The following is a 23,541-nucleotide window of genomic DNA, read 5'->3' as shown; positions in this document are numbered from 1 at the left end:
GGGTGGATCGTCGCGCAGTGGTAGCACTCCATGAAGTTCTCGACGATCAGCTTCCAGTTCGCCTTCACGTCATAAACGATCCGCCGGCCGACCTCCAGACTCTCGATGTCGTACCGGTCGATGGACTCCACGTCCCCCAGGCGCGCCACCACGTCCTCGATCACCGACTCCTCGAACGAGGGCGGGTTCTCGGCCAGGCACACCCACACGTAGCCGAGCCACTCGCGCACGGCCACGCCCGCCAGACCGAACTCCGTGCGGCCGACGTCGGGCATCTTCGTCAGGTTCGGCGCCGCGACGAGCTTCCCCGTCAGGTCGTAGGTCCAGGCGTGATAAGGGCACTGGAAGGCACGTTTCACCTCGCCGGACTCCTCCGTGCACAGCTTGGCTCCGCGATGCCGACAGACGTTGAAGAAGGCTCGTATCGAGTTGTCCCGTGAGCGTGTGATCAGGATGCTCTCGCGCCCCACCTCGACCGTCCGGAAGGCACCGGGCCCGGCCAGGTCGGAGGCGCGCGCGGCACAGAACCACATGGCTTCGAAGATGCGCTCCTGCTCCTGGGCGAAGACCCCGGGATCCGTGTAGGAGGAGCCGGGGAGAGTGGCGATCAGGCTGTCGGGCAGGCTGGTCGAGGTCACAGTGCACTCCTCGGGAAACGTCAAGGATCGGTCATTCACACGCCGGGAAGAGCGACACCGGACGTCACTTCACATGGAGAAACGCTGCGCGCTGTACGCGATAGCGACATGAGATGCAGGAGGGGTACCGTCAGGACAGTGCGGCCGCAAGCTGCTTGCGCCACCGCATGAACAGCCGTGGTTGGTTCATCCCGAGCACGGCGACCGGCTGCCCGGCACGCCGGTAGACGGCCAGGACGTTGCGGTCGTCCAGGGCACCTTCCTCGATCGTCACGCTGTCGGCACCTGCCGCGTGACCGACGAACTGGATCTTCACGCCGTACTGGTCCGACCAGAAATACGGCGGCCGGGGCACGCCCGGTTCCACCGCGCCCCCCGCCAGCAACGTGGCGGTGGCCGCGTCGGGACGCTCCCGCGCACCGGTCCAGTGTTCGACGCGGCGGTGGGCGCCCACGCGAGGGTCGTACCAGTTGGCACAGTCGCCGACCGCGACCACGCCCGCCAGGCTGGTGCGGCCGTCCGCACCGCAGATGACGCCGTTGTCGAGCGCGACACCGGATCCCTCCAGCCAGTCGACGCATGGGCGCGCGCCCACACCGACGACGACGATATCGGCGGGGATACTGCGGCCGTCCTCGAGCAGGACGGCATCGACCCTCCCCCCGCCTTCGGCCGGGGGGACCCTCATCTCGCTGCGCTCGTCGACGCTCAGCCCCTTGACGCCCACTCCGCACAACAGCCGTACACCGTGGTCCGCGTGGAGGGCGGAGACGAGGCCGCCCATGGTCTCCCCGAGCGGTCCGGCCAGCGGCGTCGGCGCCGCCTCGACGACGGTCACGTCGAGTCCGAGAGCGTAGGCGGTGGAGGCGACCTCGGCGCCGATGAAACCGCCGCCGATCACGACCAGCCTGCCGCCCAGGGCCAGTTCGTCCCGCAGGGCGAGGGCGTCGTCCAGCGTGCGCAGGGTGTGTACACCGGCCAGACCGTCCGTGCCCGGCAGCGTCCGCGCGGACGCGCCCGTCGCGATGACGACGCCGTCGGCCCGGACCTCCCGCCCGTCGGCGAGCCGCACGGCGCGGTGGGCGCTGTCGAGTCCGGTGGCACGAACTCCGAGCACCCACTCCGCCCGCAGATCCTCGTCGTCCGGCTCCAGCGCGAGATCGGCTTCACCTATGGTGCCGGCCAGGAACTCCTTGGACAGGGGCGGCCTGTCGTACGGGCGATGCGCTTCGTCGCCGATGACGACCAGTCGTCCGTCGTACCCCTGCTTCCGCAGCGAGCGCATGGCCGACAGACCGGCCAGCGAGGCGCCCACCACGGCCACCGTCCTCACGTGAGAGATCCGGCGAGCCGGGCTGCGACACAGGGCGGCAGGTTGGGGGCGGCCGTGGACAGACGGACGTAGATCACGCCGTCCTCGACGAGGACCTCGTGCGTGCGGACCGGGCGCTTGGCCGGCGGGGCGTCGACGGCGCCGGTCTTCAGGTTGAACTTGGAGGCGTGCAGGGGGCATTCGACCTCGCAGCCCTCCAGCCAGCCGTCGGCGAGCGAGGCGTCCTGGTGGGTGCATGTGTCGTCAATGGCGAAGAGCTCGCCGTCGTCGGTGTGGAACACCGAAACCGGCGGGTCGATGTCGAGCCGGAAGGCCTCACCTCGCGGGAGATCCGCGAGTCGGCACGCGGGAATCATCATGACACCTCGGTGCGTATAACGAAACGGATTGCGGTTAACGCAACGCCAGTTTGAGGGCGGCCCCGAACCCCTGTCAAGACATCCAGAGGGCGGGTCACCTCTCAAATTTGCGTTGCTCATGGCGAAACTCTATGCGTGACAAGCAACACAACGTGCCGACGGGCCCACGGCGACGATCAGCGCCTTCGACCTGATCAAGAGGGGTGTCGGCCGTGGGCCCGTCGGCACGAGGAGAGTTCGCGCGACGGTCAGAACCCGCGGTCGAACCATTCCTGGAGATGCGGGGCCTCGGCGGCAACGGTGGTGGTGTCACCGTGGCCGGTGTGTACGGCCGTCTCGTCCGGCAGAGCCAGGAGCCGGTCCCGGATCGAGTCGACGATGGTGCCGAAGTCGCTGTACGACCTCCCGGTGGCCCCCGGCCCGCCCGCGAAGAGCGTGTCACCGCTGAAGAGCGCCTTCAGGGCCGGCACGTACAGACAGACCGCCCCGGGGGCGTGCCCGGGCGTGTGCAGCACCGTCAGCTCGACCCCTGCCACCGCGATGGTCTGCCCGTCGGTCAGTTCGGCGTCGGGTGCCCGCTCGGGGTGGGTCTGCTTCCACAGTGGAAGGTCGTCCGGATGGAGCAGGACCGGAGCTCCGGTGCGCGTGGCGAGTTCGGGCGCGGCGTCGATGTGGTCGTTGTGGGCGTGGGTGCACACGATGGCCCTCAGGGTGCGTCCGCCGAGCGCCGCGGCGATCGCCTCGGCGTCGTGCGCGGCGTCGATGACGACGGCCTCGGTGTCGTCACCGACGATCCACACGTTGTTGTCGACGTCCCAGGTGCCGCCGTCCAGGGAGAACGTGCCCGAGGTGACGAGGTGTTCGATGCGGACTTGCGCCATCAGAAGACCACCACCGAACGCAGGACGTCGCCGTCGTGCATCCGCTCGAAAGCCTTCTCGACCTCGTCGAGGGCGATGGTCTCCGTCACGAACGCGTTCAGGTCGAGCCGGCCCTGCAGATACAGGTCGATGAGCATCGGGAAGTCGCGGGAGGGCAGGCAGTCGCCGTACCAGGAGGACTTCAGCGAGCCACCCCGCCCGAAGACGTCCAGCAGCGGGAGTTCGAGCTTCATCTCCGGCGTCGGCACGCCGACGAGGACGACGGTGCCGGCCAGGTCGCGTGCGTAGAACGCCTGCTTGTACGTTTCCGGACGGCCGACCGCCTCGATCACCACATCGGCACCGAAGCCGCCGGTCAGCTCGCGTACGGCCGCCACGGGATCACCCTTCTTGGAGTTGACCGTGTGGGTCGCCCCGATCCGCGCCGCGGTGTCGAGTTTCCGCTCGTCGATGTCGACAGCGATGATCTTGGCGGCTCCGGCGAGCCGTGCGCCGGCGATCGCCGCGTTTCCCACCCCGCCACAGCCGATGACCGCCACGGTGTCACCGCGCCCGACGTTGCCGGTGTTGATGGCCGCGCCGATGCCCGCCATCACTCCGCATCCCAGCAGGCCGGCGGCGGCCGCCGACGCCGCCCGGTCGACCTTGGTGCACTGCCCCGCCGCCACCAGCGTCTTCTCCGCGAACGCACCGATGCCCAGGGCCGGTGACAGCTCGGTGCCGTCGGTCAGGGTCATCTTCTGCCGCGCGTTGTGGGTGTTGAAGCAGTACTGCGACCGCCCCCGCTGACAGGCCCGGCACTGCCCGCAGACGGCACGCCAGTTGAGGATGACGAAGTCGCCCGGGGCGACGTCGATGACACCGTCGCCGACCGCCTCCACGACACCCGCGGCCTCGTGCCCCAGCAGGAACGGGAAGTCGTCGTTGATGCCGCCCTCGCGGTAGTGCAGATCGGTGTGGCAGACCCCGCACGCCTCGACCTTCACCAGCGCCTCACCCGGACCCGGGTCAGGGACGGTGATCGTCTCCAGGCTGACGGGAGCACCCTTCTTTCGCGCGACGACAGCACGGACCTGGTGAGCCATGGCTACTCCTCAGCTGGTACGAGACCCAGTCGAATGTTTCTCATTGCGGTACGTATCTCGCGTACCGCAACGAAGCATCGTGTAGGGGCGAGCGGTGGTCAAGGATGTTCCCGCTCGAATCCGGAGCGACTACGCGGCCGGGGCTGTGGTCTCGAGACTCCAGCGGGCGGTCACCCGCACCGCGTCGGCCGTCGAGGCGACGTCGTGCACGCGAACGCACCAGGCGCCCTGCACGGCGGCGAGGACGGACACCGCGGACGTGGCCGCGTCCCGCAGAGAGGCCGGACGGGGCCGGCCCGTCGCCGGGTCGGCCAGCAGCTGCCCCAGAAACGACTTTCGAGCCGCACCCACGAGCACCGGATGGCCGAGCGCCACGACCTCCCGGAGACGGCCCAGCAACTGCCAGGTGTGGTCGGGTTCCTTGGCGAACCCCAGCCCCGGATCGAGGATGAGGCAGTCCGGCGACACCCGGCCCGCAGAGCCGCCTCGATCCTCAGCCGCAACTCGTCGACGACGTCGGTGACGACGTCGTCGTACAGGGCCTTCGCCTGCATGTCGACGGAGTGCCCACGCCAGTGCATGATCACGTACGGCGTCCTGGCCTGCGCCATCAACGGCAGCATCTTGGGGTCGGCGAGGCCGCCCGAGACATCGTTGACCAGCCGTGCGCCGGCCTCGATGGCGTGGGCGGCAAGAACGTTCACCACGCCCATGACCAGGGTGCGGGCGGGCCGGGGAAGGCTTCGCGGGTAGAGCGCGGGAACCCCCTGGCCCGGCCGGGTCACGGTGGTCATGCGGACCCGACCCGGGCCACGGTGGTGGAGAGCTGCCGACGCCGGCGCGTGAAGAGCCTGGTCCGGTCCTGGCCCAGTACGGCGACGAGGTGCCCTGCACGGCGGCAGACCGCGAGGATGCCGCGGTCTGCCAGGACGCCGTCCTCAATCGTCACGCTGTCGGCCTGCGCGGTGTGCCCCGCGAACTGGATCCGCACGCCGTCGACCGTCGCGACACCGGACCCCCTGTGCCAGTCGGTGCGGGGAATCACTCCGATCCCCACGACGACGTCGGCCGGAATGCTGCGGCCGACGTCGAGCAGGAGACCGCGCTCACCCTCTCCCGGCCGCCGTCCCGAGCTGTCGCCGAGGGAGTGTCCAGCGGTTCCCTCGGCTTCCTGGTCACCCCTCGCACGCCGGTGCCGCACAGCAGGCGAACGCCGCGATCGGCATACAGGGAGTGCACACCGGTCAGCCCGGCTGTCATGTCGAGGATCCACTCGACGCCGAGATCCTCGCCGTCCGCCTCCAGGGTGAGCTCGGACTCGTCCATCGTGCCGGTGAGGAGCTCCCTCGACAACGGCGTTCTGTCACAGGGGCGATGGGGCTTCTCACCGATGGCGACCAGCCGCCCGTCGCACCCCTGCTTCCGCAACGAGCGCGCCACCGACAGACCGGCCTGCGAGGCACCCACCACGGCCACTGTCCTCACGCGAGACCCCCGGCGAGCCGGGCCGCGATGCACGGCGGCAGGTTGGGAGCCGCCGTGGACAGCTGGACATAGATCATGCCGTCCTCGATGTACACCCCGTGCGTGCGGACGGGACGCTTGGCCGGCGGAGCGTCGACCGTTCCGGTCCGCAGGCTGAACTTGCAGGGAGTTGCCCGCGGCGAGCTCTCCTTCACCGTGTGCGGCTGCCTGGCCGCTGTGGGAGGCGCGCCCCGGGTGGGGCCGGGGCGGGCTGCTGTTGGAATCGTTGGCCGGCGTTGCCGCCCGTCTCACACCGCGGGCCGCTGCATCTGCTGGTTGGCGCCGGTACCGCAGGGCCACTGGATGAGGCGGGCACCGTTGGCCGTCGAGGCGTCCGCGACGTCGAGGCACTTGCCGCTGTGCCGGGCCACCAGGCGGTAGTAGCCGCCTCGACGCCGGGCGGGGGTCGTGCCACGTGACGGCGCGGTCCCCGTGGCGTACCTCTCTTTCGGCTGCCTGGACTCCGGAGGCTGCGCCGGACGCAGACAGATCGTCGCGGTGTGAGTCGCCGGGACGCTCAGTGAGGCAGAGGTTGTTCGGCCCAGATCGTCTTGCCGGCGGTGGTGTGGCGGCTGCCCCAGCGCGCGGCGACCTGGGCGACGAGCAGCAGTCCGCGTCCGCCCTCGTCGAAGACACGGGCCCGCCGCAGGTGCGGGGCGGTGCTGCTGCCGTCGGAGACTTCGCAGATCAGCACGTCGGCGCGGATGAGCCGCAGCTCGATGGGGGCGTTGCCGTACCGGATGGCGTTGGTGACCAGCTCGCTGACGATCAGCTCGGTGGGGAACTCCAGCTCGGCCAGCCCCCAGGCGGCCAGCTGTTCGCTCGCCATCCGTCGGGCCCCGGCGACGGTCGCGGGGTCCACGGGCAGTTGCCACGTGCGGACCTGGTTTGCGCCGAGACCGGAGGTGCGTGCCAGCAGCAGGACGATGTCGTCGGCGGGCGGATCGGGCCGTACCTTGCGCATGACCTCGTCGCAGGTTTCCTCCAGGCCGGCGGCCGGGCGGCGCAGCGCTTCGGTCAGCAGCTCCAGTCCGACGTCGATGTCCCGGCCGGGGGCCTCGATCAGGCCGTCGGTGTAAAGGGCGAGCAGGCTGCCCTCGCCCACCTCGATCCGGGCTGCCTCGAAGGGCAGTCCGCCCAGGCCGAGCGGCGGCCCGGCGGGTAGGTCCAGGACTTGTACGGTGCCGTCGGGGGTGACCAGGACGGGCGGGGTGTGCCCGGCCCGGGCCATGTCGCATCGGCCGGCCACGGGGTCGTAGACGGCGTAGAGGCAGGTGGCCCCGACCTCTCCCGAGGCTCCCTCGGTCTGGTCTCGGGTGTCCGGGCCTTCCTCCCGGTCGAGGCGGATGACCAGGTCGTCCAGCCGGGTGAGCAGCTCGTCGGGCGCGAAGTCGGCGTCGGCGAGGGTCCGTACCGCGGTGCGCAGGCGGCCCATCGTGGCCGAGGCGTGCACGCCGTGGCCCACGACGTCGCCCACCACCAGCGCGACCCGTCCCCCGGACAGCGCGATGACGTCGAACCAGTCTCCGCCGATCTCGTCCCCCGACCCGGCGGGAAGGTATCGGTAGGCAAGGTCCACCGCCTGCGCTCGTGGCAGCCGCTCGGGCAGCAGACTGCGCTGGAGAGTGAGCGCGGTCCGGCGTTCGCGGGTGTAGCGGCGGGCATTGTCGATACTCACCGCGGCCCTGGCTGCGATCTCCTCGGCGAGCACCAGATCGTCCTCGCCGAAGAGGTCCGCCGTACGGTGCCGCAGCAGGTGCATCACGCCCAGGGTGACGCCCCGGGCGCGCAGAGGCACCATCATCACCGAATGGGTCCTGAACCGTCTCGTGCTCTCGGCACGGGCCGGGGAGGCCGTCGACCACTGGCGCAGCTGCGGGTCGCCCGCACGGTAGTAGGCGCCCTGGCCGGTGATCAGCGCCTGTGCCGGCGGGGAGCCGGGAGGGTAGACGTCGACGTCGCCCGTCCGCACCACGGATTCCGGGCATCCCGAGAGCACCGACCGGTGCGCGATACGGCGGCACTGCACCGGTGCGTCGGGCGGTATCGGTTGCGGCTCGTGCCCCTGGACGACCGACTCCAGCAGGTCGACGGTGACGAAGTCGGCGAAGCCGGCCACCGCCGCCTCGGCCAGTTCCTCGGTTGTCCGGGTCACGTCCAGGGAACTGCCGATGCGCGTGCTGGCCTCGTTGAGTACCGCCAGGCGGCGGCGGGCCCAGTACTGCTCGGTGATGTCGATCACCACCGCCGACAGCCCCAGCACTGCGCCCGCCCGGTCCTTCAGAGGTGACAGATAGACCGACCACGCGTGTTCGCGGACCTCCCCGGACGCCCGAAAGGGCTGCTCCTCGCGGAAGACCATCTCACCGGTGCGCACCACCTGCTGCTGGAGGCGGTCGATCTCGTCCAGCGGGGGTTCGGGATGGATCTCCCGCAACGTCAGGCCTCTCATCTCCTCCTGCGTGAACCCCATGGCACGGCTCATCGCCTGGTTGCAGGCCACGAACCGTGCCTCATGGTCGTATACGGCCACGGGCAACGGGAGCTGCGCGAGCGTGCGGTCCCACAGCTCCGCCGTCCCCGCATCGGTCGGCGCGGCGGGGTATGTCATCGCCGCCCGGGTGACGACCCAGTGGGTCCCGCCGCCCGCGTCCGCCAGCGGCGTGCCCCGGAGCTGCAGCTTGGCGCGGTCTCCGTCCCGTTTCCGCAGCGCCACATCGCTCGTCCACGGCTCCCGGGCGGCCAGGTGGCGCCGCATCGCGATGGGCAGCTTCGCGGCGAGCAGGTAGGCGGCCGGCCGGCCGATCACCTCCTCGGACTCGTACCCGAGCAGTCGCCCCGCTCCGGCGCTCCACGTCATGACGGCTCCGCGGGCGTCGATGACGACGGCGAAGTCCTCGGGTGGTCCCGCGCCCCTCGCTGCTGTGGTGGTGTCGGGTGTGTTGTCCATAGCGGTACCCCGACCTCGTTCCTGCAGCCACACAGCGCAGCACTGCGTCGCCCATCACGGGCGCTCCCTCCAGCATCCCGCTACCGCACACCCCCCTCAACCGGCCGCGTTCCGGGGCGTGCGGTCACGGTGGGCCGTTCCTCCGTCGCAGCGCTCGCCGTGTGGACCTTCGAGGGAGCAGCACCGGTTGCACGAGCCGATGCCGCTCCACGCCCCTGCGGACATTGTCCCCTTGGCCGAACCGGAACGGCTCCACGAGCGGCGGGCGGAGCTGCGCGCGGCCGACGAATCGGCACTCGCCCTGCACAGCCGAACCGTTGACGCGGTTGCCGCCGGCGAGCAACAGCCCGAAAGCGACCACCGGTTCGAGGGGCACGACACATGGTCGGGCCTCACCGACGGGGTGACATGGCGGGCCGCCACCGGATGCTGGTCCTACCGCCTGACAGACCCGGACGGCACCGCCACCGGCCTCCAGGTGATCCACCTCTCAGGCAGGAGTGCCGGACCGACCCGCGCGCTGATCGACGGGCAGATGCTGTGCACGCTCATGCCCTCGCCGGATCCCGAGGGCGAGGAAACCCAGGTGCTCCTGTTCGACGCGGACCGTCCTGCCGGGCCGGTCGAGGTTCGGTTCGAGGCGGTCGCCCCGGCGACCACCGTCCGGCTGCGCGAAGTGCATGGGCAGGCGACGCCCGCCCGTCACTTCCCCGCTGTCGTCCCGAAGGGGAGGGGTTCGCCCGAGCGCAGGTGCTCCCTCAGCCACTGCTCGGTGTTGCTCACGTGCAGCAGTGCCGCGGCGTGGCTGAGGGTGGCGTCTCGGGTGGACAGGGCGTTGAAGATCGCCTCGTGCTCGGCCAGGGTGCGGCCGGCTGCCCTGTCGTCCACCAGACCGCGCCAGATGCGGGCGCGCAGGGTGCGGCCGGAGATCCCTTCCAGGAGGGTGAGGAGGGTCTCGTTGCCCGTGGCCGAGACGACGGCGCGGTGGAAGGCGGCGTCGTGGGCGTTGAGCCGTTCGACGTCGTCGCGGGCCTCACGCATGGCGTCCAGGTGCCGCTTCACCTCGGCCAGCTGTTCATCAGAAATCCGCGTGGCGGCAAGTGCCGTGGCCATCGGTTCGAGGAGCCGCCTTACCTCCATGAGGTCCTGCAGCGCGACCGAGTCGCCCTGCAACAGCTCCACCGCACCACCGAGACCCTCCAGGAGCAGGCTCGGCTGCAGGCTGGTCACATACGTGCCGTCGCCCCTCCGCACCTCCAGAATCCGCGCGACGGCCAGCGCCTTGACGGCTTCGCGGGCGAGGTTGCGGGAGAGACCCAGCTGCGCGGCCAGGTCAGGCTCCGGTGGAAGCTTCGAGCCCGGAGGCAGCGCACCGGTCCGGATCAGCTCACGGATCTGTTCAATGGCCTTGTCCGTCAGAGACACCGCATATCCCTCCCCCCGCCGTGCTCCGCGAGCACGTCCGACCTGATCAGCCCCTGCGCCCGCAGATCGTCCCAGAGGCCGTCGGAAACGCGCTGATCATGGAGTTCCACGTTTCGTCCGACCTGTTCCGGAGTCCGCATGCCGAGGGTGACGTTGATGATACTGGGGTGCGTATACGGGAAGGCGATCGCAGCGGCGGGCAGGGTGGTCCCGTGCGCCTCGCAGACCTCGGCGATCGCCTGGGCGCGGGCCACCAGAGCCGGTGAGGCGTCCTGGTAGTCGTACTTCATGCCCTGGGCGGGCCGGTCGCGGGAGAGCAGCCCCGAGTTGAACACGCCCACCGCCACCACACTCTTGCCGAGTTCCCGCGCGGCGGGCAGGACGTCGTCCAACGCCGACTGGTCCAGAAGTGTGTAGCGCCCGGCCAGCATCACCACGTCGGCGGCCGTCTCGCGCAGGAAACGGGCGAGCATCGCCGACTGGTTCATTCCGGCGCCGATCGCGCCGATCACGCCCTGGTCGCGCAGTTCGGCGAGGGTGGGCATGGCCTCTTCGGCCCCCTGCCGCCAGTGGTTGTCCGGATCGTGCAGGTAGACGATGTCGAGGCGGTCCAGGCCGGTGCGCTCCAGCGTGCCCTCGATGGAGCGGAGCACGCCGTCCCGGCTGAAGTCCCACTGCCGGCGCAGGTCGTCGCGCACGACGAAGCCCTCGCTGTCGACGCCGCGTGGGTCCTCGTTGGGCACCAGCAGCCTGCCCACCTTGGAGGAGATGACGTACTCGTCACGCGGGCGGCCTCGCAGGGCGGCGCCCAGGCGACGCTCGGAGAGGCCGAGGCCGTAGTGCGGTGCGGTGTCGAAATACCGTAGGCCGGCCTCCCAGGCCGCGTCGACGGAGGCTGTCGCGTCGTCGACCGGGGTGACGCGGTAGAGGTTGCCGATCACGGACGCCCCGAAGCCGAGCTCCGTGAGGGAGACGGACGTGTTCTGGATCTTCCGGTGGTGCAAGACGTGCTCCTGGGATACGGGTGGTGGGGCGCCGGTCAGCGTCTGACGTGGGCCGACCCGCCCGCGATGAGCGCCTCGACCTCGGCGAGCGAGGCCATGGAGACGTCTCCGGGCGTGGTCATGGTGAGCGCGCCGTGGGCGGTGCCGTAGGCCAGGGCGCGCTCCAGGCCGGCGTCGCTGAGCAGTCCGTGGATCAGGCCGGCGGCGAATCCGTCGCCGGAGCCGATGCGGTCCAAGACGTGCAGGCCGGGCATGCGGGGGCCGGTGACGAGGCCGGTTTCGGCGGACCAGGCGGCTGAGGACCAGTCGTTGACGCCGGCCGAGGGTACGTCGCGCAGGGTCGTTGCCAGCACCCTGGCCGTGGGGACGAGGTCCGCCACCTCCGCGAGCGCGCCGGGCACCTCGTCGGGGCGGATAGGCCCCTCACCCGGGCGCGGGCCGGTCAGGCCCAGGGCGCCCACCACGACGTCGGCGTGCTGGGCGAGCCGCAGGTCGACCTCGCGGGCCCGATCGGCGCCGCCCCGGCCGGCCCAGAGGCTGGGGCGGTAGTTGGGGTCGTAGGACACGGTGACGCCGTGACGGCGGGCCGCCGCCATGGCCTCGTCCGCGACGTCCACGGTGGTGTCCGACAGGCCGGCGAAGATGCCGCCGGTGTGGAACCAGCGCACCCCGCCCCCGAACACCGCGTCCCAGTCCACGTCACCCTTGGGCAGCTGCGAGACGGCCGTGTGCGCGCGGTCGCTGACGCCGAGCGCGCCGCGGATGCCGTAGCCGCGTTCGACGAAGTTGAGGCCGTTGCGGGCGGTGCGGCCGATGCCGTCGTCGGGCACCCAGCGGATCAGTGAGGTGTCGACTCCGCCCTGGAGGATCAGGTCCTCGACGAGCCGGCCCACCGCGTTGTCGGCGAGAGCGGTCACGACGGCTGTCCGCAGGCCGAAGCAGCGCCGCAGTCCGCGTACGACGTTGTACTCGCCGCCGCCCTCCCAGACCTGGAAGGTACGGGCGGTACGGATCCGTTCCTCGCCCGGGTCGAAGCGCAGCATGACCTCGCCGAGGGCCACCACGTCGATCACGTCGTGCTCCTCTCCACGGCCTCGGCGGTCAGTCGGCGGATGTCCTCGTAGTCGCCCTGCTCCAGGTGGGCGGCGGTGGCCATCCAGCTGCCGCCGACGGCGAGGACCGCGGGCTCGGCCAGATAGCCGGACAGCTGGTCGGCGCCGATCCCGCCGGTCGGCATGAAGCGCATCTGCGGGAAGGGAGCCGCGAGCGCTCGAAGCGTCGGGATGCCGCCGAGCGGCTCGGCGGGGAAGAGCTTCACGGTGTCAAGGCCCGCCCTCAGGGCGCGCATCAGCTCGGTGGCGGTGGCGATGCCGGGCACCACTGGCACCCCCAGCTCGCGGCACTTCTCGACGACCTCCTCGTCGAAGCCGGGCGAGACCACGAAGCGGGCCCCGGCCGCCACGGCCCGCTCCACCTGCTCGGGCGTGAGCGCCGTGCCGGCGCCGACGGCCAGGCCCCCGTGGGCGGCCATCTCCTTGAGCACCTGCTCGGCCTCCGGTGTGCGGAAGGTGACCTCGGCGCACCGTGCACCACCGGCCGCGAGCGCGTCGGCCGGCGGGCCGGCGGTCGAGACGCGCCGCACCGCCAGTACCGGCATCACGCGGGCCCCGGCCAGTACGGAGGCCAGGTCGGTGCCGCTCATCGGCCGAGCCATCCGCCGTCGACGGGCAGCACGACGCCGTGGACGTACGCGGCGGCGTCGGAGGCGAGGAAGACCGTGGCGCCCGCCAGGTCGTCGGCGTTGCCCCAGCGTCCGGCCGGGATGCGGTCCAGGATCGCCCTGCTGCGCGCCGGATCGTCCCGCAGTGCCTGGGTGTTGTCGGTGGCGATGTAGCCGGGGGCGATGGCGTTGACGTTGACGCCGTGCGGGGCCCACTCGTTGGCCAGGGCCTTGGTGAGGCCGGCGATGCCGTGCTTGGCGGCGGTGTAGCCGGGGACCGTGATGCCGCCCTGGAAACTGAGCAGCGAAGCCGTGAAAACGATCTTCCCCTGGCCGCGGGCCACCATCGCCCCGCCGACCGCCCGGGTCAGCGCGAACTGCGCGTTGAGGTTGACCTGGAGCACCAACTCCCAGTCGGCGTCGCCGTGTTCGGCGGCCGGGGCGCGGCGGATCGTGCCCGCGTTGTTGACCAGGATGTCCACCCGCCGCTCGCGCCCCGCGAGATCCGCGCCGAGTGCCCGTACGGCCTCGGGGTCGGCGAAGTCGGTGCGGATCGCCTCGAACGTACGGCCCGCGGCGAGAACGTCCTTCTCCACCGCGCTGCCGGACTCCTCCAGCGTGGCGCTGACGCCGATGACGTCCGCGCCGGCCTCGGCGAGTGCGCGGGCCATGGCCCGGCCGATGCCGCGCCGCGCTCCCGTGACGACGGCGAGCTTCCCGGTGAGGTCGAAGGACGTCATACAGCGGCTCCCGGAGTGTCGTCGGTGCAGTCCACGAGGATCTTCATCACGTCGCCGCCGCCCTCCAGGGCCTCGAAGGCGGCGGGCGCCTGCGTGAGCGGCACGACCTTGCTGATCAGTCGTTCGGCCGGGATCGTGCCGTCGTCGACCAGGGCGACCGCCTTCTCGAAGTCGGAGCGGTCGTACAACCGGGCGCCGATGAGGGTGAGTTCGCGCCAGAAGAATCGGTGCAGGTTCACCTCGCGGGGACGCGGATGGATGGCGACCAGGCACAGCCGGCCGCGCACGCCCAGCACGTCCACCGCCGTGTCCACGCCGCCGGCCGCGCCGGACACCTCGAAGGCGACATCCGCCCCCGCCTCCCCGGTCCACTGCTGCACGAGCTCCGGCAGGACGTCGTCGCCCGGGTTCCAGGCCGTCAGCCCCAACTCCTCGGCGAGCAGCCGCCGGTGGGCGCTCAGCTCCACCACCCGGACGTCGGCGCCCGCGGCCCGCGCGACCAGGGCAATGAGGATGCCGACCGGCCCGCCGCCGACCACCACGACCTTCTCGCCCTCACGCACGGCGGCCCGTCCCACGTCGTGCACGGCGACCGCCGTCGGCTCGACGAGCGCGGCCCGGTCCAGGGGGATCGAGTCGGGCAGCCTGATCAGCGTCGAGGCAGGCACGGTCCAGCGCTGCTGCATCGCCCCCGGGGAGTCGATGCCGATGAAGTCCAGGTGCTGGCAGATGTGTTGATGGCCGGCGAGACAGGCCGGGCAGGTGTCGTCCCAGCGCAGCGGCATCACGGTCACCGCATCACCCGGCTGCCAGCCCTCGACGCCCGGTCCGACCCGCACGACGCGGCCGGACATCTCATGCCCCAGGACGGCGGGCGCCTGGACCCGGGCGTCCATGTCGCCGTGGAAGATGTGCAGATCGGTGCCGCAGATACCGACAAAGGCGGGGGCCAGCTCCACCTCGCCGGGCCCCGGGGAGCGTGTCTGCGCGGGAGCCGTGTCCAGCGTGCGGGCGGACGTGTAACGGACAGCGAGAGTCATCGTGTGATCAGGGTCCCTTCAGCGCGGACGCCGATGGTCAGCAGCAGGTTGGCGTAGGTACGGGTGTCGGCGGTGACGATCGCCAGCGCCAGGTCGGGCGAGCGGGCGGCGTCGTAGAACTCGAAGCGGCCGAGCGTGTCGACCGGGACGGGCGCCAGCATCGAGCGGTACTCGGCGATGGCGGGCGGTTCTGGTTCGCCCTCGGGCGGCACCATCACGTGGGCCGACTCGACGGGCAGCGCGCGCAGCAGAACGTCGAGGACGGTGGTGACGTCCAGCAGGCCGGGGGCCAGGTTGAGGTGGACGGTTCTGGCGCGCTCGCCGGTGGCGGTGCTCGCGGGGTAGTGGCCGTCGGCGAGCAGCACGCGGGCGCCGTGGCCGGCTCCGGCCAGGGATTCGAGGATGCCGGGGTGCAGCAGTTCCGTCAGGAGCACGGTGTCCCCTCCTTCGTGGGGGCGGGGGTCAGGCGGTAGAAGGCGGTCGCGGTGCCGGCGAGCACCGCGTGGATCTCGGTGCCGGAGCAGCCGTCCAGGAGTTCCTCGACCGTGGCGGCCCAGCGGTTCCAGCCGCCGGCGAGGACGCAGACCGGCTATGTGGAGCCAGTGCGGGTCGGACTCGCCCTGGACGACGTGCCGTACAGCCCGCAGGTACGGGCGCGCGTGCCCGGTCCGCAGGTTCGAGTACGTCGCCGATCGCGGGGGAGGTCAGGTCCGTCCAGCCGACGACGGCGCCGATCAGCGGGTCGCTGTCGGCCAGGGCGAGCAGGTCGCGTGTATCGGGCACGGACGCGACGCACTGGACGACCACCGTGCTCGTCAGTCGCCGTCCGGCGACCGGCCGGGTCGCGGCCGGTCGCAGGTCGTGTGAGCTGAAGCTGCGGCGGATCCGCTCGTGCCCGGGCTCGTCCAGCCAGGGCTGCGGCCGGACGTCCAGGTCCCATACATGGTGGTGGGCGTCGACGAGGGGTTGGACGTCAGACACGAGCGGTCCAGACGGGGCCGTCCGGGTAGGCGTACTCCTTGAGGGAGTCCGGGTGCATCTGGGCGCTCAGGCCTGGCATGGTCGGCGCGAGGTAGTGGCCGTCGACGATGCGCACCGGGTCGACGAAGTGCTCGTGCAGGTGGTCGACGTACTCGATGACCCGGTCCTCGGTGGTGCCGGAGACGGCGACGTAGTCGAACATCGACAGGTGCTGCACCATCTCGCACAGCCCGACGCCACCCGCGTGCGGGCAGACCGGTACGCCGAACTTCGCGGCGAGCAGCAGGATCGCGATGTTCTCGTTGACGCCGCCGACCCGCGCGGAGTCGATCTGCACGATGTCCACCGCGCCGGCCTGCAGGAGCTGCTTGAAGACGACCCGGTTGGCGATGTGCTCGCCGGTGGCGACCTTGATGGGGCTGACGGCCTTGCGCACGGCGGCGTGGCCGAGGATGTCGTCGGGTGAGGTGGGCTCCTCGATCCAGTACGGCTGGTAGGGGGCCAGGGCGCTCATCCAGTCGATCGCGGCCTGGACGTCCCATCTCTGGTTGGCGTCCACCGCGATGCGTATGCCGTCGCCGACCGTCTCGCGGGCGGTGCGCATGCGCCGTACGTCGTCCTCCAGGGACGCGCCGACCTTCAGCTTGATCTGGGTGAAGCCGTCCGCGACGGCCTCGCGGGCCAGGCGGGACAGCTTCTCGTCGGAGTAGCCGAGCCAGCCGGGGGTGGTGGTGTAGGCGGGGTAGCCCTGTTCGAGCAGGTGGCCGATGCGCTGTTCGCGGCCGGGCTCGGCGCGCTTGAGGATCTCCAGGGCCTGCTCGGGGGTGAGGGCGTCGCTGAGCCAGCGGAAGTCGATCTGGGCGACCAGGTCCTCCGGTGACATCTCGCCGAGGAAACGCCACACGGGCTTGTTCTCGCGCTTGGCCGCCAGGTCCCAGGCGGCGTTGACGACGGCACCTGTGGCCATGTGGATGGCGCCCTTCTCCGGGCCGAGCCAGCGCAGTTGGGGGTCGTGGACAAGGGTGCGGGAGAACGCCCCGAGGTCGGCGCAGACTTCGTCGACCGAGAGGCCCACCACGTGCGGGGCGAGGGCCGCGATGGCGGCGGCCTGCACGTCGTTGCCGCGGCCGGTGGTGAAGGCCAGGGCGTGGCCCTCGAGTCCGTCGCCGGCGTCGGTGCGCAGGACGACGTAGGCGGCGGAGTAGTCGGGTTCGGGGTTCATCGCGTCCGACCCGTCCAGGTGTTCGGACGTCGGGAAACGCACGTCCAGCACGTCCAGGGCGGTGATGCGGGCAGAAGCCGGGGAAGCGGACGGGGCGGATGACATGACGGCAACTCCTGGGAGGGCGGGGGCGATACGGCCCTGTGCGACGAGAGGTGGGGCGGCGGAGGATGTCGGGCGGCCCGGGACGGCCGCCCGGGGTCACTCCTGGACCTTGCCGCCCGTGATACGTGAGATGGCGAGGGCGACCAGGATGATCAGGCCGTTGAGGGCGCCGATCCACTGGGCGGGGACGCCACCGAGGGTGAGGACGTTCTGGATCATGAAGAGCAGCAGGATGCCGCAGAACGCCCCGAACATGGTGCCCTTGCCGCCGTTGAGGCTGATCCCGCCGATGACGGCGGCGGCGAAGACGGTGAATATGTAGCCGTTGCCCTGCGCGGAGGCGACGGAGGCCAGGCGCCCGGAGAGCAGCAGTCCGGCGAGGGCGGCGAGCACGCTGCCGGTGACGATGACGATCCACAGCACCCGGTCGGTGCGGATGCCTGCCGCCTTCGCGGCATCGACGTTGCCGCCGATGGCGTACAGCGAGCGGCCGAAGCTGGTCCAGCCGAGCACCACGATCGCGACGGCGAACAGCACCAGACAGATCCAGATGGACGCGGGCATCCCGAACCACTGCGCGGTGCCGAGATAGAGCATCGACTGCGGCAGCTGGAAGAACGTCTGGCCCCCGGAGATGCCGGTGAGGACACCACGCAGCACGATCAGCATGCCCAGGGTGACGATGAAGCCGTTGAGGCCGAAGCGGATGATGAGCAGGGCGTTGATCACGCCGACGAGCGCGCCCACGGCGAGGGTGACGGGGATGGCCCACGCGCCGGGGAGCAGTCCGAGTCCATGTCCCGCGCCGGTCGGCACCACCATCCAGGCCGCGACGCCGGGCGCGAGGCCCATGGTGGACTCCAGCGACAGGTCCATCTTCTTGACGATCAGGACCATCGTCTGGGCGAGGACCAGCAGGGCGATCTCGGACATGGTCTGCAGGACGTTGATGAGGTTGTCGGCCTGCAGGAAGACCGGGTTGACGATCTGTCCGACGATCGCGATGACCACGATGGCCGGGACGAGCGCCAGGTCGCGCAGGCGGGCCAGAGGTATCCGGCCGCCGAGCAGCGCGGTGCGCTTCGGCTGCCGAGGCTCCGGGGCCTTGGCGGCGGCGGTGTCCTCGATGACGGTTTCAGGCATCACCTCAGGCATGCAGGTCCACTCCTTCCATCGCGGCCACGAGGTCGTGGTCGTGCCAGCCGCGGGCGATCTCTGAGGTCACACGGCCCTGGAACATCACCAGGACCCGGTCGCACATGCGCAGGTCGTCGAGTTCGTCGGAGGCGATGAGCACTCCGGTGCCGGTGTCCGCGGTCTCCTCGACCTTGCCGAGGAGGAACTCCTTGGAGCGCACGTCCACGCCCGCGGTCGGGTTGATCAGGACCAGCAGCCGTGGGTCGTCGGCGAGGGCGCGTGCCATGACGACCTTCTGCTGGTTGCCCCCGGACAGGGCGGAGACGCACAGGTCGGGACCGGGAGTCTTGATCGCCAGGTTCTCGATCATGCCCGCGGCGAGCCGGTCCCGGCGGCCGCGGCTGAGGAACCCGTTCTGGCCGAGCCGCTTCGGCACGGACAGTGTGGCGTTGTCCGCGATCGACATGTCGGGAACGAAGCCCTGGTGGTGCCGGTCCTGGGGGACGAACCCGGCGCCGGCGGCGAGCGCCGCGGGCACGCTGCCCGGCCGGGGCCGCGTCCCGGCGATCTCCACGTCGCCCGCCGTTGCCGCCCGCAGCCCTACGACGGTCTCGGCGACCTCGGTGCGCCCGCTGCCCGCGGCGCCCGCGAGGCCGACGATCTCACCGGCCCCGATCTGGAAGCTGACGTCGTCGTACCCGTCGCCCCGCAGCGCGTGGACGTTCAGTGCGGTCGTGGCGCCGGGGTCGAGGGTGCTGGCCCGATCCTCGCGCCGGTCGGCCGCCGCCTCCCCGGTCATGGCGGCGACGAGGTCGGCGCGGGGGAGCTCCGCGACCGGCGCGGTCACGATGTGCCGGGCGTCGCGGAACACCGTCACCATGTCGCAGATCTCGTAGATCTCCTGGAGATGGTGGCTGATGAACAGGAAGGTCACGCCCTGGCGTTGCAGGTCGCGGATGCGGTCGAAGAGGCGGTTGATGGCCGCCCCGTCGAGCTGGGCGGTCGCCTCGTCGAGGATGATGAACCGCGCCCCGAAGGACAGCGCGCGGGCGATCTCGACGAACTGCCGCTGCTCGACGCTCAGTTCACCGGCCGGGGTCTGCGGGTCGACGTCCACCGACCAGGTCGACAGCAGGTCCTGTGCGCGGCGACGGGTGGCCTGCCAGCTGATGAGGCGGCTGGGGCCGTGGTCGTGCCGGTTCAGGAAGAGGTTCTCGGCGACCGTCAGTGTGGGAATGATCGTCGACTTCTGGTAGACGCAGGCCACGCGCCGACGCCAGGCGTCGCGGTCGCTGAGCCGGGGGGCCGACTCGCCGCCGAAGGTCACCGTTCCCTCGTCGGGGGCCTGCAGGCCGGTGAGGACCGACACCAGGGTCGACTTGCCGGCTCCGTTGCGGCCGACGAGCGCGTGGGTCTCGCCGGGCCTGATGGTGATCCGGGCGCCGTTCAGGGCCACCGTCGGACCGAATCGTTTGACTATGCCCGTCGCCTCGACGACGGGCGGGTCCGAGGGGACCCGTCCGTCGTCCGCCGGGGCGGGCGCGGGGGTGAGTGCTCGCTCCCCGTCGCTCATCTCAACCGCCTTGTTCTCGTGCGCCGTTGCGTTCCCGATGAGAAATCAGAGGGATCAGAGGAATCAGCCGAGGTTGTTGCCCCACAGCGACTTGTCGTCGCTCTTGACGCTGGGCACGCCGCCGTAGGTGCCGCCGTCGGCGGTGACGAGCGGGGCGGAGAGCTGGTCCTCGAGCAGGCCGTCACGGACCTGGATGATGGTGCTGTCGTGGTCGGTCTTGCCGGGCTTGAACGTCTTTCCGTCGATCGCGGCCTTGAGGTAGTAGAGGGCGTACTTGGCGTAGAGGTCTGCAGGCTGGGAGACGGTGGCGTCGATCTTGCCCGCGGCGATGGACTTGAGCTCCTCGGGGATGCCGTCGTTGGACACGACGAACACGTGCTTCTTGTCCTTCGGGTCCACCAACAGACCCTTCTGCTTCAGGACCTGGAGCGTGCCGGACAGGGCGAAGCTGGACTGCATGTAGATGCCCTTGATGCCCGGGTTGGCGGTCAGGTCGGTCTGCAGCTTCTGGGCGGCGACGGCGCCGTCCCAGTTGGTGGCCTCGCCGAACACCTTGATGTCCGGGTAGTTCTTCTTCATGCACTCGTTGAACGCCTCAGTACGGTCACGGCCGTTGATGGAGTCCAGGCCGCCCTGCAGCATCACCACCTTGCCCTTGCCGCCGAGCTTGGCACCGAGGTACTGGCAGGCCTTCTCGCCGTAGGCGCGGTTGTCGGCGCGCACGACCATGAACACCTTGCCGGTGTCAGGGCGGGTGTCGACGGTGACGACGGGGATCTTCTTCGCCTCCATCTGGGCGAGGGTGGGCGCGATGGCGGCGGTGTCCTGCGGGGCCATCGCGAGGCCCTTGACGCCCTGGCTGATGAACGTCTGCGCGTTGGCGGTCAGCTTGGCGACGTCGTTCTGCGAGTTGGTGGTCTTCAGGTCCAGCCCCAGCTCCTTGGCGTACTGGGGCGTGTACTTGATGTAGGAGTTCCAGAAGTCGGTGTCGGAGCGCGGGTAGTCGATGCCGACCAACGGCGCGCCGCTCGACGACGCAGCGGTGGTGGAGCCGCTGCCGCATGCACTGAGCAACGCCAGTGCGGACAGGGCGGAGACGGCTGAACAGAGGGCGGTTCTGAGTCTCATCGGTGCTTCCTCGCGCCGGTCCCGTAGCGGGAGATGTTTCGCCTCGACGACATCTGCGTATCGCCGTGCAGTAGAGATGGGATGTTTATAGGCGCGCTCCCGATGCACTGTCTAGCTCTTCGCTCGATCTGCAACAAACCCCCAGCTCGCAGCCCACCCATCGATAAGGAGTGACACCATCAGCCAAGATCCATCCCATTAATCTTCGCCACTGGATGGGCGCAATCGCCCATAAGGCCCTGACAGACATGCCATGTTTGGTCGGTCGCAAAGCGCATCAAACATGACGTAAGGGGCGTTATCACTTGACCGTACGATGCTTTTCATCCCTGCACGCCAGTTGACATCCCAGGGAGACATGGCAGACCTTCATGCGTAACAAGCGGCGCCCTGTGCACAGCAGCCACGCCGACTCGTGTCCCCTTGCACTCCCCTGTCCCCCCTCTGCACCAGGGATGTCTCCATGTCGAGTTCGATCAACAGACGCCACTTCCTGGCCGGTGCCACCTGCGTCGCCGCGGCGGCCGTTGCCGGAGGTGTGTTCGGCGCCGGCGTCGCCCAGGCGGCGCCCAGCACGTACACACCGGACTGGAACTCGGTCGACCAGCACCCGCCGGCTCCGGAGTGGTTCCAGGACGCGAAGTTCGGGATCTACTTCCACTGGGGCGTCTTCAGCGTCCCCGCCTACGACAACGAGTGGTACCCGCGGAGCATGTACCAGGCGGGCAGCAACGCCAACCAGCACCACATCGCGACCTACGGCCAGCCGTCGGCATGGCCGTACCACAACTTCATCAACGGGGCTCAGGACCTGGCGGGCAACACCGTGAAGTTCGCGCCGAAGCTGAAGTCGGCCGGCGGGAAGTTCGACCCCGACGAGTGGGTGCAGCTGTTCGTCGACGCCGGCGCCAAGTTCGCCGGCCCGGTCGCCGAGCACCATGACGGCTTCTCCATGTGGGACAGCCAGGTCAACGAGTGGAACTCGGTGAAGAAGGGCCCAGGGCTGGATCTCCTGCGGCTCTTCTCCACGGCCATCCGCGCCAAGGGCCTCAAGCTGCTGGTGGCCATGCACCACGCCTACCACTACAACGGCTTCTACGAGTTCGTCCCCGCCCAGACGGACCCCAGCCTCAAGAAGCTCTACGGGCAGCTGGGCCCGGCCGCCGAGAACCAGCTCTGGTACGACAAGCTCAAGGAGGTCATCGACCGCGCCCAGCCCGACATCCTCTGGCAGGACTTCAAGCTGGACGCCGTCGACGAGACACAGCGGCTGAACTACCTGTCGTACTACTACAACCAGGCGGGCAGCTGGGGCCGTGAGGTCGTCGCCACGTACAAGGACGGCATGAACGGCAAGGGCGAGGTCTTCGACTACGAGCGCGGTGGCCCGGCCGACCTCACCACTCCGTACTGGCTGACCGACGACAGCATCTCCAGCAGCAGCTGGTGCTACACCCAGGGCATCGGTTACTACACCGTCCAGCAGATGCTGCACTCGTTCCTCGACCGGGTCAGCAAGAACGGCAACGTGCTGCTGAACATCGCGCCCATGGCCGACGGCACCATCCCCCAGGCGCAGAAGGACATCCTGCTCGGTATCGGAGACCACCTGAAGCGCTTCGGCGAGTCGGTGTACTCGACCCGCGCCTGGACGGAGTACGGCGAGGGCCCGACGAAGATGGGCGGCGGCTCGTTCACCACTCCGCATGCCGGCACGCCGCAGGACATCCGCTTCACCCGCAACAAGGCCGACAACGTCCTGTACGCCACCGTCCTGGGCTGGCCCGGCAGCTCGCTGACGATCAAGACCCTCAGCTCGGACCGGATCAACCTCTCGTCGCTGACCTCGGTGAAGCTCCTCGGGAACACCGCCGGCACCTACATCGGCCTGCCCACACCGGCCCAGAGCGCCTCCGGCCTCACGGTCACCCTGCCCTCCTCGGCTCCGTACGGTGCGGGCGCCTACGTACTGAAGCTCTCCTTCTCCGGCACGATCCCGGGCCTGCGGCCGCTCGCCGGCGCCGTCGCCTTCTCGGACGTCAACTACACCGGCAACGCCGGCGTGTTCACCGTCGGCGACTACACCGCGGCCGATCTGACCGCGTCCGGACTGGGCGCGGGCACGCTCTCCTCCCTGCGGCCGGCCCCCGGCTACCAGGTGGTCGGCTACTCCGGAGACAACTTCAGCGGCACCTCGTGGACCTTCACCGCCGAGAACCCCGACCTGCGGGTCACCGGCAACAACGACCAGATCGCCTCGCTGAGGGTCCAGTTCAACCCGGCGACCTACTTCCGGATCACCAACGCCACCAACGGACTCGCCCTGGACAGCGGCGGCGGCGTGGCCTCCGGGTCCAACCTCAAGCAGTGGACCTGGGACGGCAGCTCCAACCTGCAGTGGCACGCGGAGGCGGTCGGAGGCGGCTACTACCGGCTGGTCAACCGGACGAACGGCATGGTCGCAGACAGCTGGGGTGCCACCGACAACGGCTCTCCGGCCCGACAGGCCCCCTGGAACGGCGGCACCAACCAGCAGTGGAAGATCACCCACCGGGGCGGCGACCGCTACTCGATCGCCAACCGCACCACCGGCCTGGTCCTCGACGGCGGCGGCAACGTGGCCTCGGGCTCCGTCACCAAGCAGTGGACGTACGGCAGCAGCACCAACCTGCTGTGGTCTTTCACGACCGTCTGAT

General features: G+C 70.2%; 21 protein-coding genes and 4 pseudogenes. 2 read left to right on the top strand and 23 right to left on the bottom strand.

The genetic code is table 11. The features are described from left to right. The 11 genes and pseudogenes from ACFYWX_RS34215 to ACFYWX_RS34165 form a co-directional block, all read right to left on the bottom strand. A partial coding sequence (locus tag ACFYWX_RS34215; protein ID WP_389428709.1) for an aromatic ring-hydroxylating dioxygenase subunit alpha occupies nucleotides 1–638 on the bottom strand: 638 nt, incomplete at its 3' end. 130 nt (nucleotides 639–768) lie between these two features. Continuing rightward, nucleotides 769–1,971, bottom strand: a complete 1,203-nt coding sequence (locus tag ACFYWX_RS34210; protein WP_389428708.1) for an NAD(P)/FAD-dependent oxidoreductase — start codon at nucleotides 1,969–1,971, stop codon at nucleotides 769–771. Beyond that, nucleotides 1,968–2,330 (bottom strand): bifunctional 3-phenylpropionate/cinnamic acid dioxygenase ferredoxin subunit, encoded by a 363-nt coding sequence (locus tag ACFYWX_RS34205; protein WP_389428707.1) that lies wholly within the window; start codon nucleotides 2,328–2,330, stop codon nucleotides 1,968–1,970. The genes ACFYWX_RS34210 and ACFYWX_RS34205 overlap by 4 nt, the downstream gene beginning before the upstream one ends. 248 nt (nucleotides 2,331–2,578) lie before the next feature. Beyond that, nucleotides 2,579–3,211 (bottom strand): MBL fold metallo-hydrolase, encoded by a 633-nt coding sequence (locus ACFYWX_RS34200; RefSeq protein WP_389428706.1) that lies wholly within the window; start codon nucleotides 3,209–3,211, stop codon nucleotides 2,579–2,581. Then, nucleotides 3,211–4,296: an S-(hydroxymethyl)mycothiol dehydrogenase gene (locus tag ACFYWX_RS34195; protein WP_389428705.1), complete on the bottom strand. Its 1,086-nt coding sequence runs from the start codon at nucleotides 4,294–4,296 to the stop codon at nucleotides 3,211–3,213. Before ACFYWX_RS34195 ends, ACFYWX_RS34200 begins: the two co-directional genes overlap by 1 nt. 129 nt (nucleotides 4,297–4,425) lie before the next feature. After that, nucleotides 4,426–5,009: pseudogene (locus ACFYWX_RS34190) on the bottom strand (dihydropteroate synthase). Between the two features lie 77 nt (nucleotides 5,010–5,086). Then, on the bottom strand, nucleotides 5,087–5,341 hold the full coding sequence (locus ACFYWX_RS34185; protein ID WP_389428704.1) for a hypothetical protein: 255 nt from the start codon (nucleotides 5,339–5,341) through the stop codon (nucleotides 5,087–5,089). Further along, nucleotides 5,338–5,763, bottom strand: a complete 426-nt coding sequence (locus tag ACFYWX_RS34180) for a hypothetical protein (protein WP_389428703.1) — start codon at nucleotides 5,761–5,763, stop codon at nucleotides 5,338–5,340. Before ACFYWX_RS34180 ends, ACFYWX_RS34185 begins: the two co-directional genes overlap by 4 nt. 14 nt (nucleotides 5,764–5,777) lie before the next feature. Then, nucleotides 5,778–5,942 (bottom strand): annotated as a pseudogene (locus ACFYWX_RS34175) (bifunctional 3-phenylpropionate/cinnamic acid dioxygenase ferredoxin subunit); the annotation flags it as partial. A gap of 126 nt (nucleotides 5,943–6,068) precedes the next feature. Then, entirely contained in the window at nucleotides 6,069–6,305 is a 237-nt protein-coding gene (locus ACFYWX_RS34170; RefSeq protein ID WP_389428718.1) for an RICIN domain-containing protein, read from the bottom strand. 32 nt (nucleotides 6,306–6,337) lie between these two features. Continuing rightward, complete coding sequence (locus ACFYWX_RS34165; RefSeq protein ID WP_389428702.1) at nucleotides 6,338–8,770, bottom strand: SpoIIE family protein phosphatase; 2,433 nt, start codon at nucleotides 8,768–8,770, stop codon at nucleotides 6,338–6,340. Between ACFYWX_RS34165 and ACFYWX_RS34160 the strand changes: the two are divergent. Beyond that, nucleotides 8,679–9,437, top strand: a pseudogene (locus ACFYWX_RS34160) (DUF6805 domain-containing protein); the annotation flags it as partial. The gene ACFYWX_RS34165 and the pseudogene ACFYWX_RS34160 overlap by 92 nt on opposite strands. 35 nt (nucleotides 9,438–9,472) lie before the next feature. On the opposite strand, the gene ACFYWX_RS34155 reads toward ACFYWX_RS34160, so the two are convergent. The 12 genes and pseudogenes from ACFYWX_RS34155 to ACFYWX_RS34100 form a co-directional block, all read right to left on the bottom strand. Beyond that, the gene (locus tag ACFYWX_RS34155) at nucleotides 9,473–10,195 is read right to left on the bottom strand and encodes a FadR/GntR family transcriptional regulator (protein ID WP_389428701.1); all 723 of its coding nucleotides are present in this window, start codon (nucleotides 10,193–10,195) and stop codon (nucleotides 9,473–9,475) included. Then, the gene (locus tag ACFYWX_RS34150; protein ID WP_389428700.1) at nucleotides 10,186–11,199 is read right to left on the bottom strand and encodes an aldo/keto reductase; all 1,014 of its coding nucleotides are present in this window, start codon (nucleotides 11,197–11,199) and stop codon (nucleotides 10,186–10,188) included. Before ACFYWX_RS34150 ends, ACFYWX_RS34155 begins: the two co-directional genes overlap by 10 nt. 35 nt (nucleotides 11,200–11,234) lie before the next feature. Further along, the gene (locus ACFYWX_RS34145; protein ID WP_389428699.1) at nucleotides 11,235–12,272 is read right to left on the bottom strand and encodes a sugar kinase; all 1,038 of its coding nucleotides are present in this window, start codon (nucleotides 12,270–12,272) and stop codon (nucleotides 11,235–11,237) included. After that, entirely contained in the window at nucleotides 12,269–12,901 is a 633-nt protein-coding gene (locus tag ACFYWX_RS34140; RefSeq protein ID WP_389428698.1) for a bifunctional 4-hydroxy-2-oxoglutarate aldolase/2-dehydro-3-deoxy-phosphogluconate aldolase, read from the bottom strand. Before ACFYWX_RS34140 ends, ACFYWX_RS34145 begins: the two co-directional genes overlap by 4 nt. Beyond that, complete coding sequence (locus tag ACFYWX_RS34135) at nucleotides 12,898–13,659, bottom strand: SDR family oxidoreductase (RefSeq protein ID WP_389428697.1); 762 nt, start codon at nucleotides 13,657–13,659, stop codon at nucleotides 12,898–12,900. Before ACFYWX_RS34135 ends, ACFYWX_RS34140 begins: the two co-directional genes overlap by 4 nt. Continuing rightward, nucleotides 13,656–14,699: a zinc-binding dehydrogenase gene (locus ACFYWX_RS34130; protein WP_389428696.1), complete on the bottom strand. Its 1,044-nt coding sequence runs from the start codon at nucleotides 14,697–14,699 to the stop codon at nucleotides 13,656–13,658. Before ACFYWX_RS34130 ends, ACFYWX_RS34135 begins: the two co-directional genes overlap by 4 nt. Continuing rightward, a complete protein-coding gene (locus ACFYWX_RS34125; protein WP_389428695.1) occupies nucleotides 14,696–15,133 on the bottom strand; it encodes an RbsD/FucU domain-containing protein in 438 nt (145 codons plus the stop codon). Before ACFYWX_RS34125 ends, ACFYWX_RS34130 begins: the two co-directional genes overlap by 4 nt. Then, nucleotides 15,124–15,680, bottom strand: a pseudogene (locus tag ACFYWX_RS34120) (amidohydrolase family protein). The gene ACFYWX_RS34125 and the pseudogene ACFYWX_RS34120 overlap by 10 nt, the downstream one beginning before the upstream one ends. After that, nucleotides 15,673–17,007 carry an L-fuconate dehydratase gene (locus ACFYWX_RS34115; RefSeq protein WP_389428694.1) on the bottom strand — a complete coding sequence of 445 codons (1,335 nt, stop codon included), beginning with the start codon at nucleotides 17,005–17,007 and terminating at the stop codon, nucleotides 15,673–15,675. The pseudogene ACFYWX_RS34120 and the gene ACFYWX_RS34115 overlap by 8 nt, the downstream one beginning before the upstream one ends. Nucleotides 17,008–17,103: 96 nt before the next feature. After that, nucleotides 17,104–18,150: an ABC transporter permease gene (locus tag ACFYWX_RS34110; RefSeq protein WP_389428717.1), complete on the bottom strand. Its 1,047-nt coding sequence runs from the start codon at nucleotides 18,148–18,150 to the stop codon at nucleotides 17,104–17,106. Nucleotides 18,151–18,154: 4 nt separating this feature from the next. Next, the gene (locus ACFYWX_RS34105; protein ID WP_389428693.1) at nucleotides 18,155–19,717 is read right to left on the bottom strand and encodes a sugar ABC transporter ATP-binding protein; all 1,563 of its coding nucleotides are present in this window, start codon (nucleotides 19,715–19,717) and stop codon (nucleotides 18,155–18,157) included. Between the two features lie 63 nt (nucleotides 19,718–19,780). After that, the gene (locus tag ACFYWX_RS34100) at nucleotides 19,781–20,845 is read right to left on the bottom strand and encodes a sugar ABC transporter substrate-binding protein (RefSeq protein ID WP_389428692.1); all 1,065 of its coding nucleotides are present in this window, start codon (nucleotides 20,843–20,845) and stop codon (nucleotides 19,781–19,783) included. A gap of 463 nt (nucleotides 20,846–21,308) precedes the next feature. On the opposite strand from ACFYWX_RS34100, the gene ACFYWX_RS34095 reads away from it, so the two are divergent. After that, nucleotides 21,309–23,540: an alpha-L-fucosidase gene (locus tag ACFYWX_RS34095; RefSeq protein WP_389428691.1), complete on the top strand. Its 2,232-nt coding sequence runs from the start codon at nucleotides 21,309–21,311 to the stop codon at nucleotides 23,538–23,540. Nucleotide 23,541: the final 1 nt, after the last annotated feature.

It is taken from the genome of Streptomyces sp. NPDC002888, from assembly GCF_042888465.1.
GTDB lineage: Bacteria > Actinomycetota > Actinomycetes > Streptomycetales > Streptomycetaceae > Streptomyces.
Note: the sequence above shows the minus strand (reverse complement) of the source record. Positions and strands in the feature narration are given on the sequence as shown.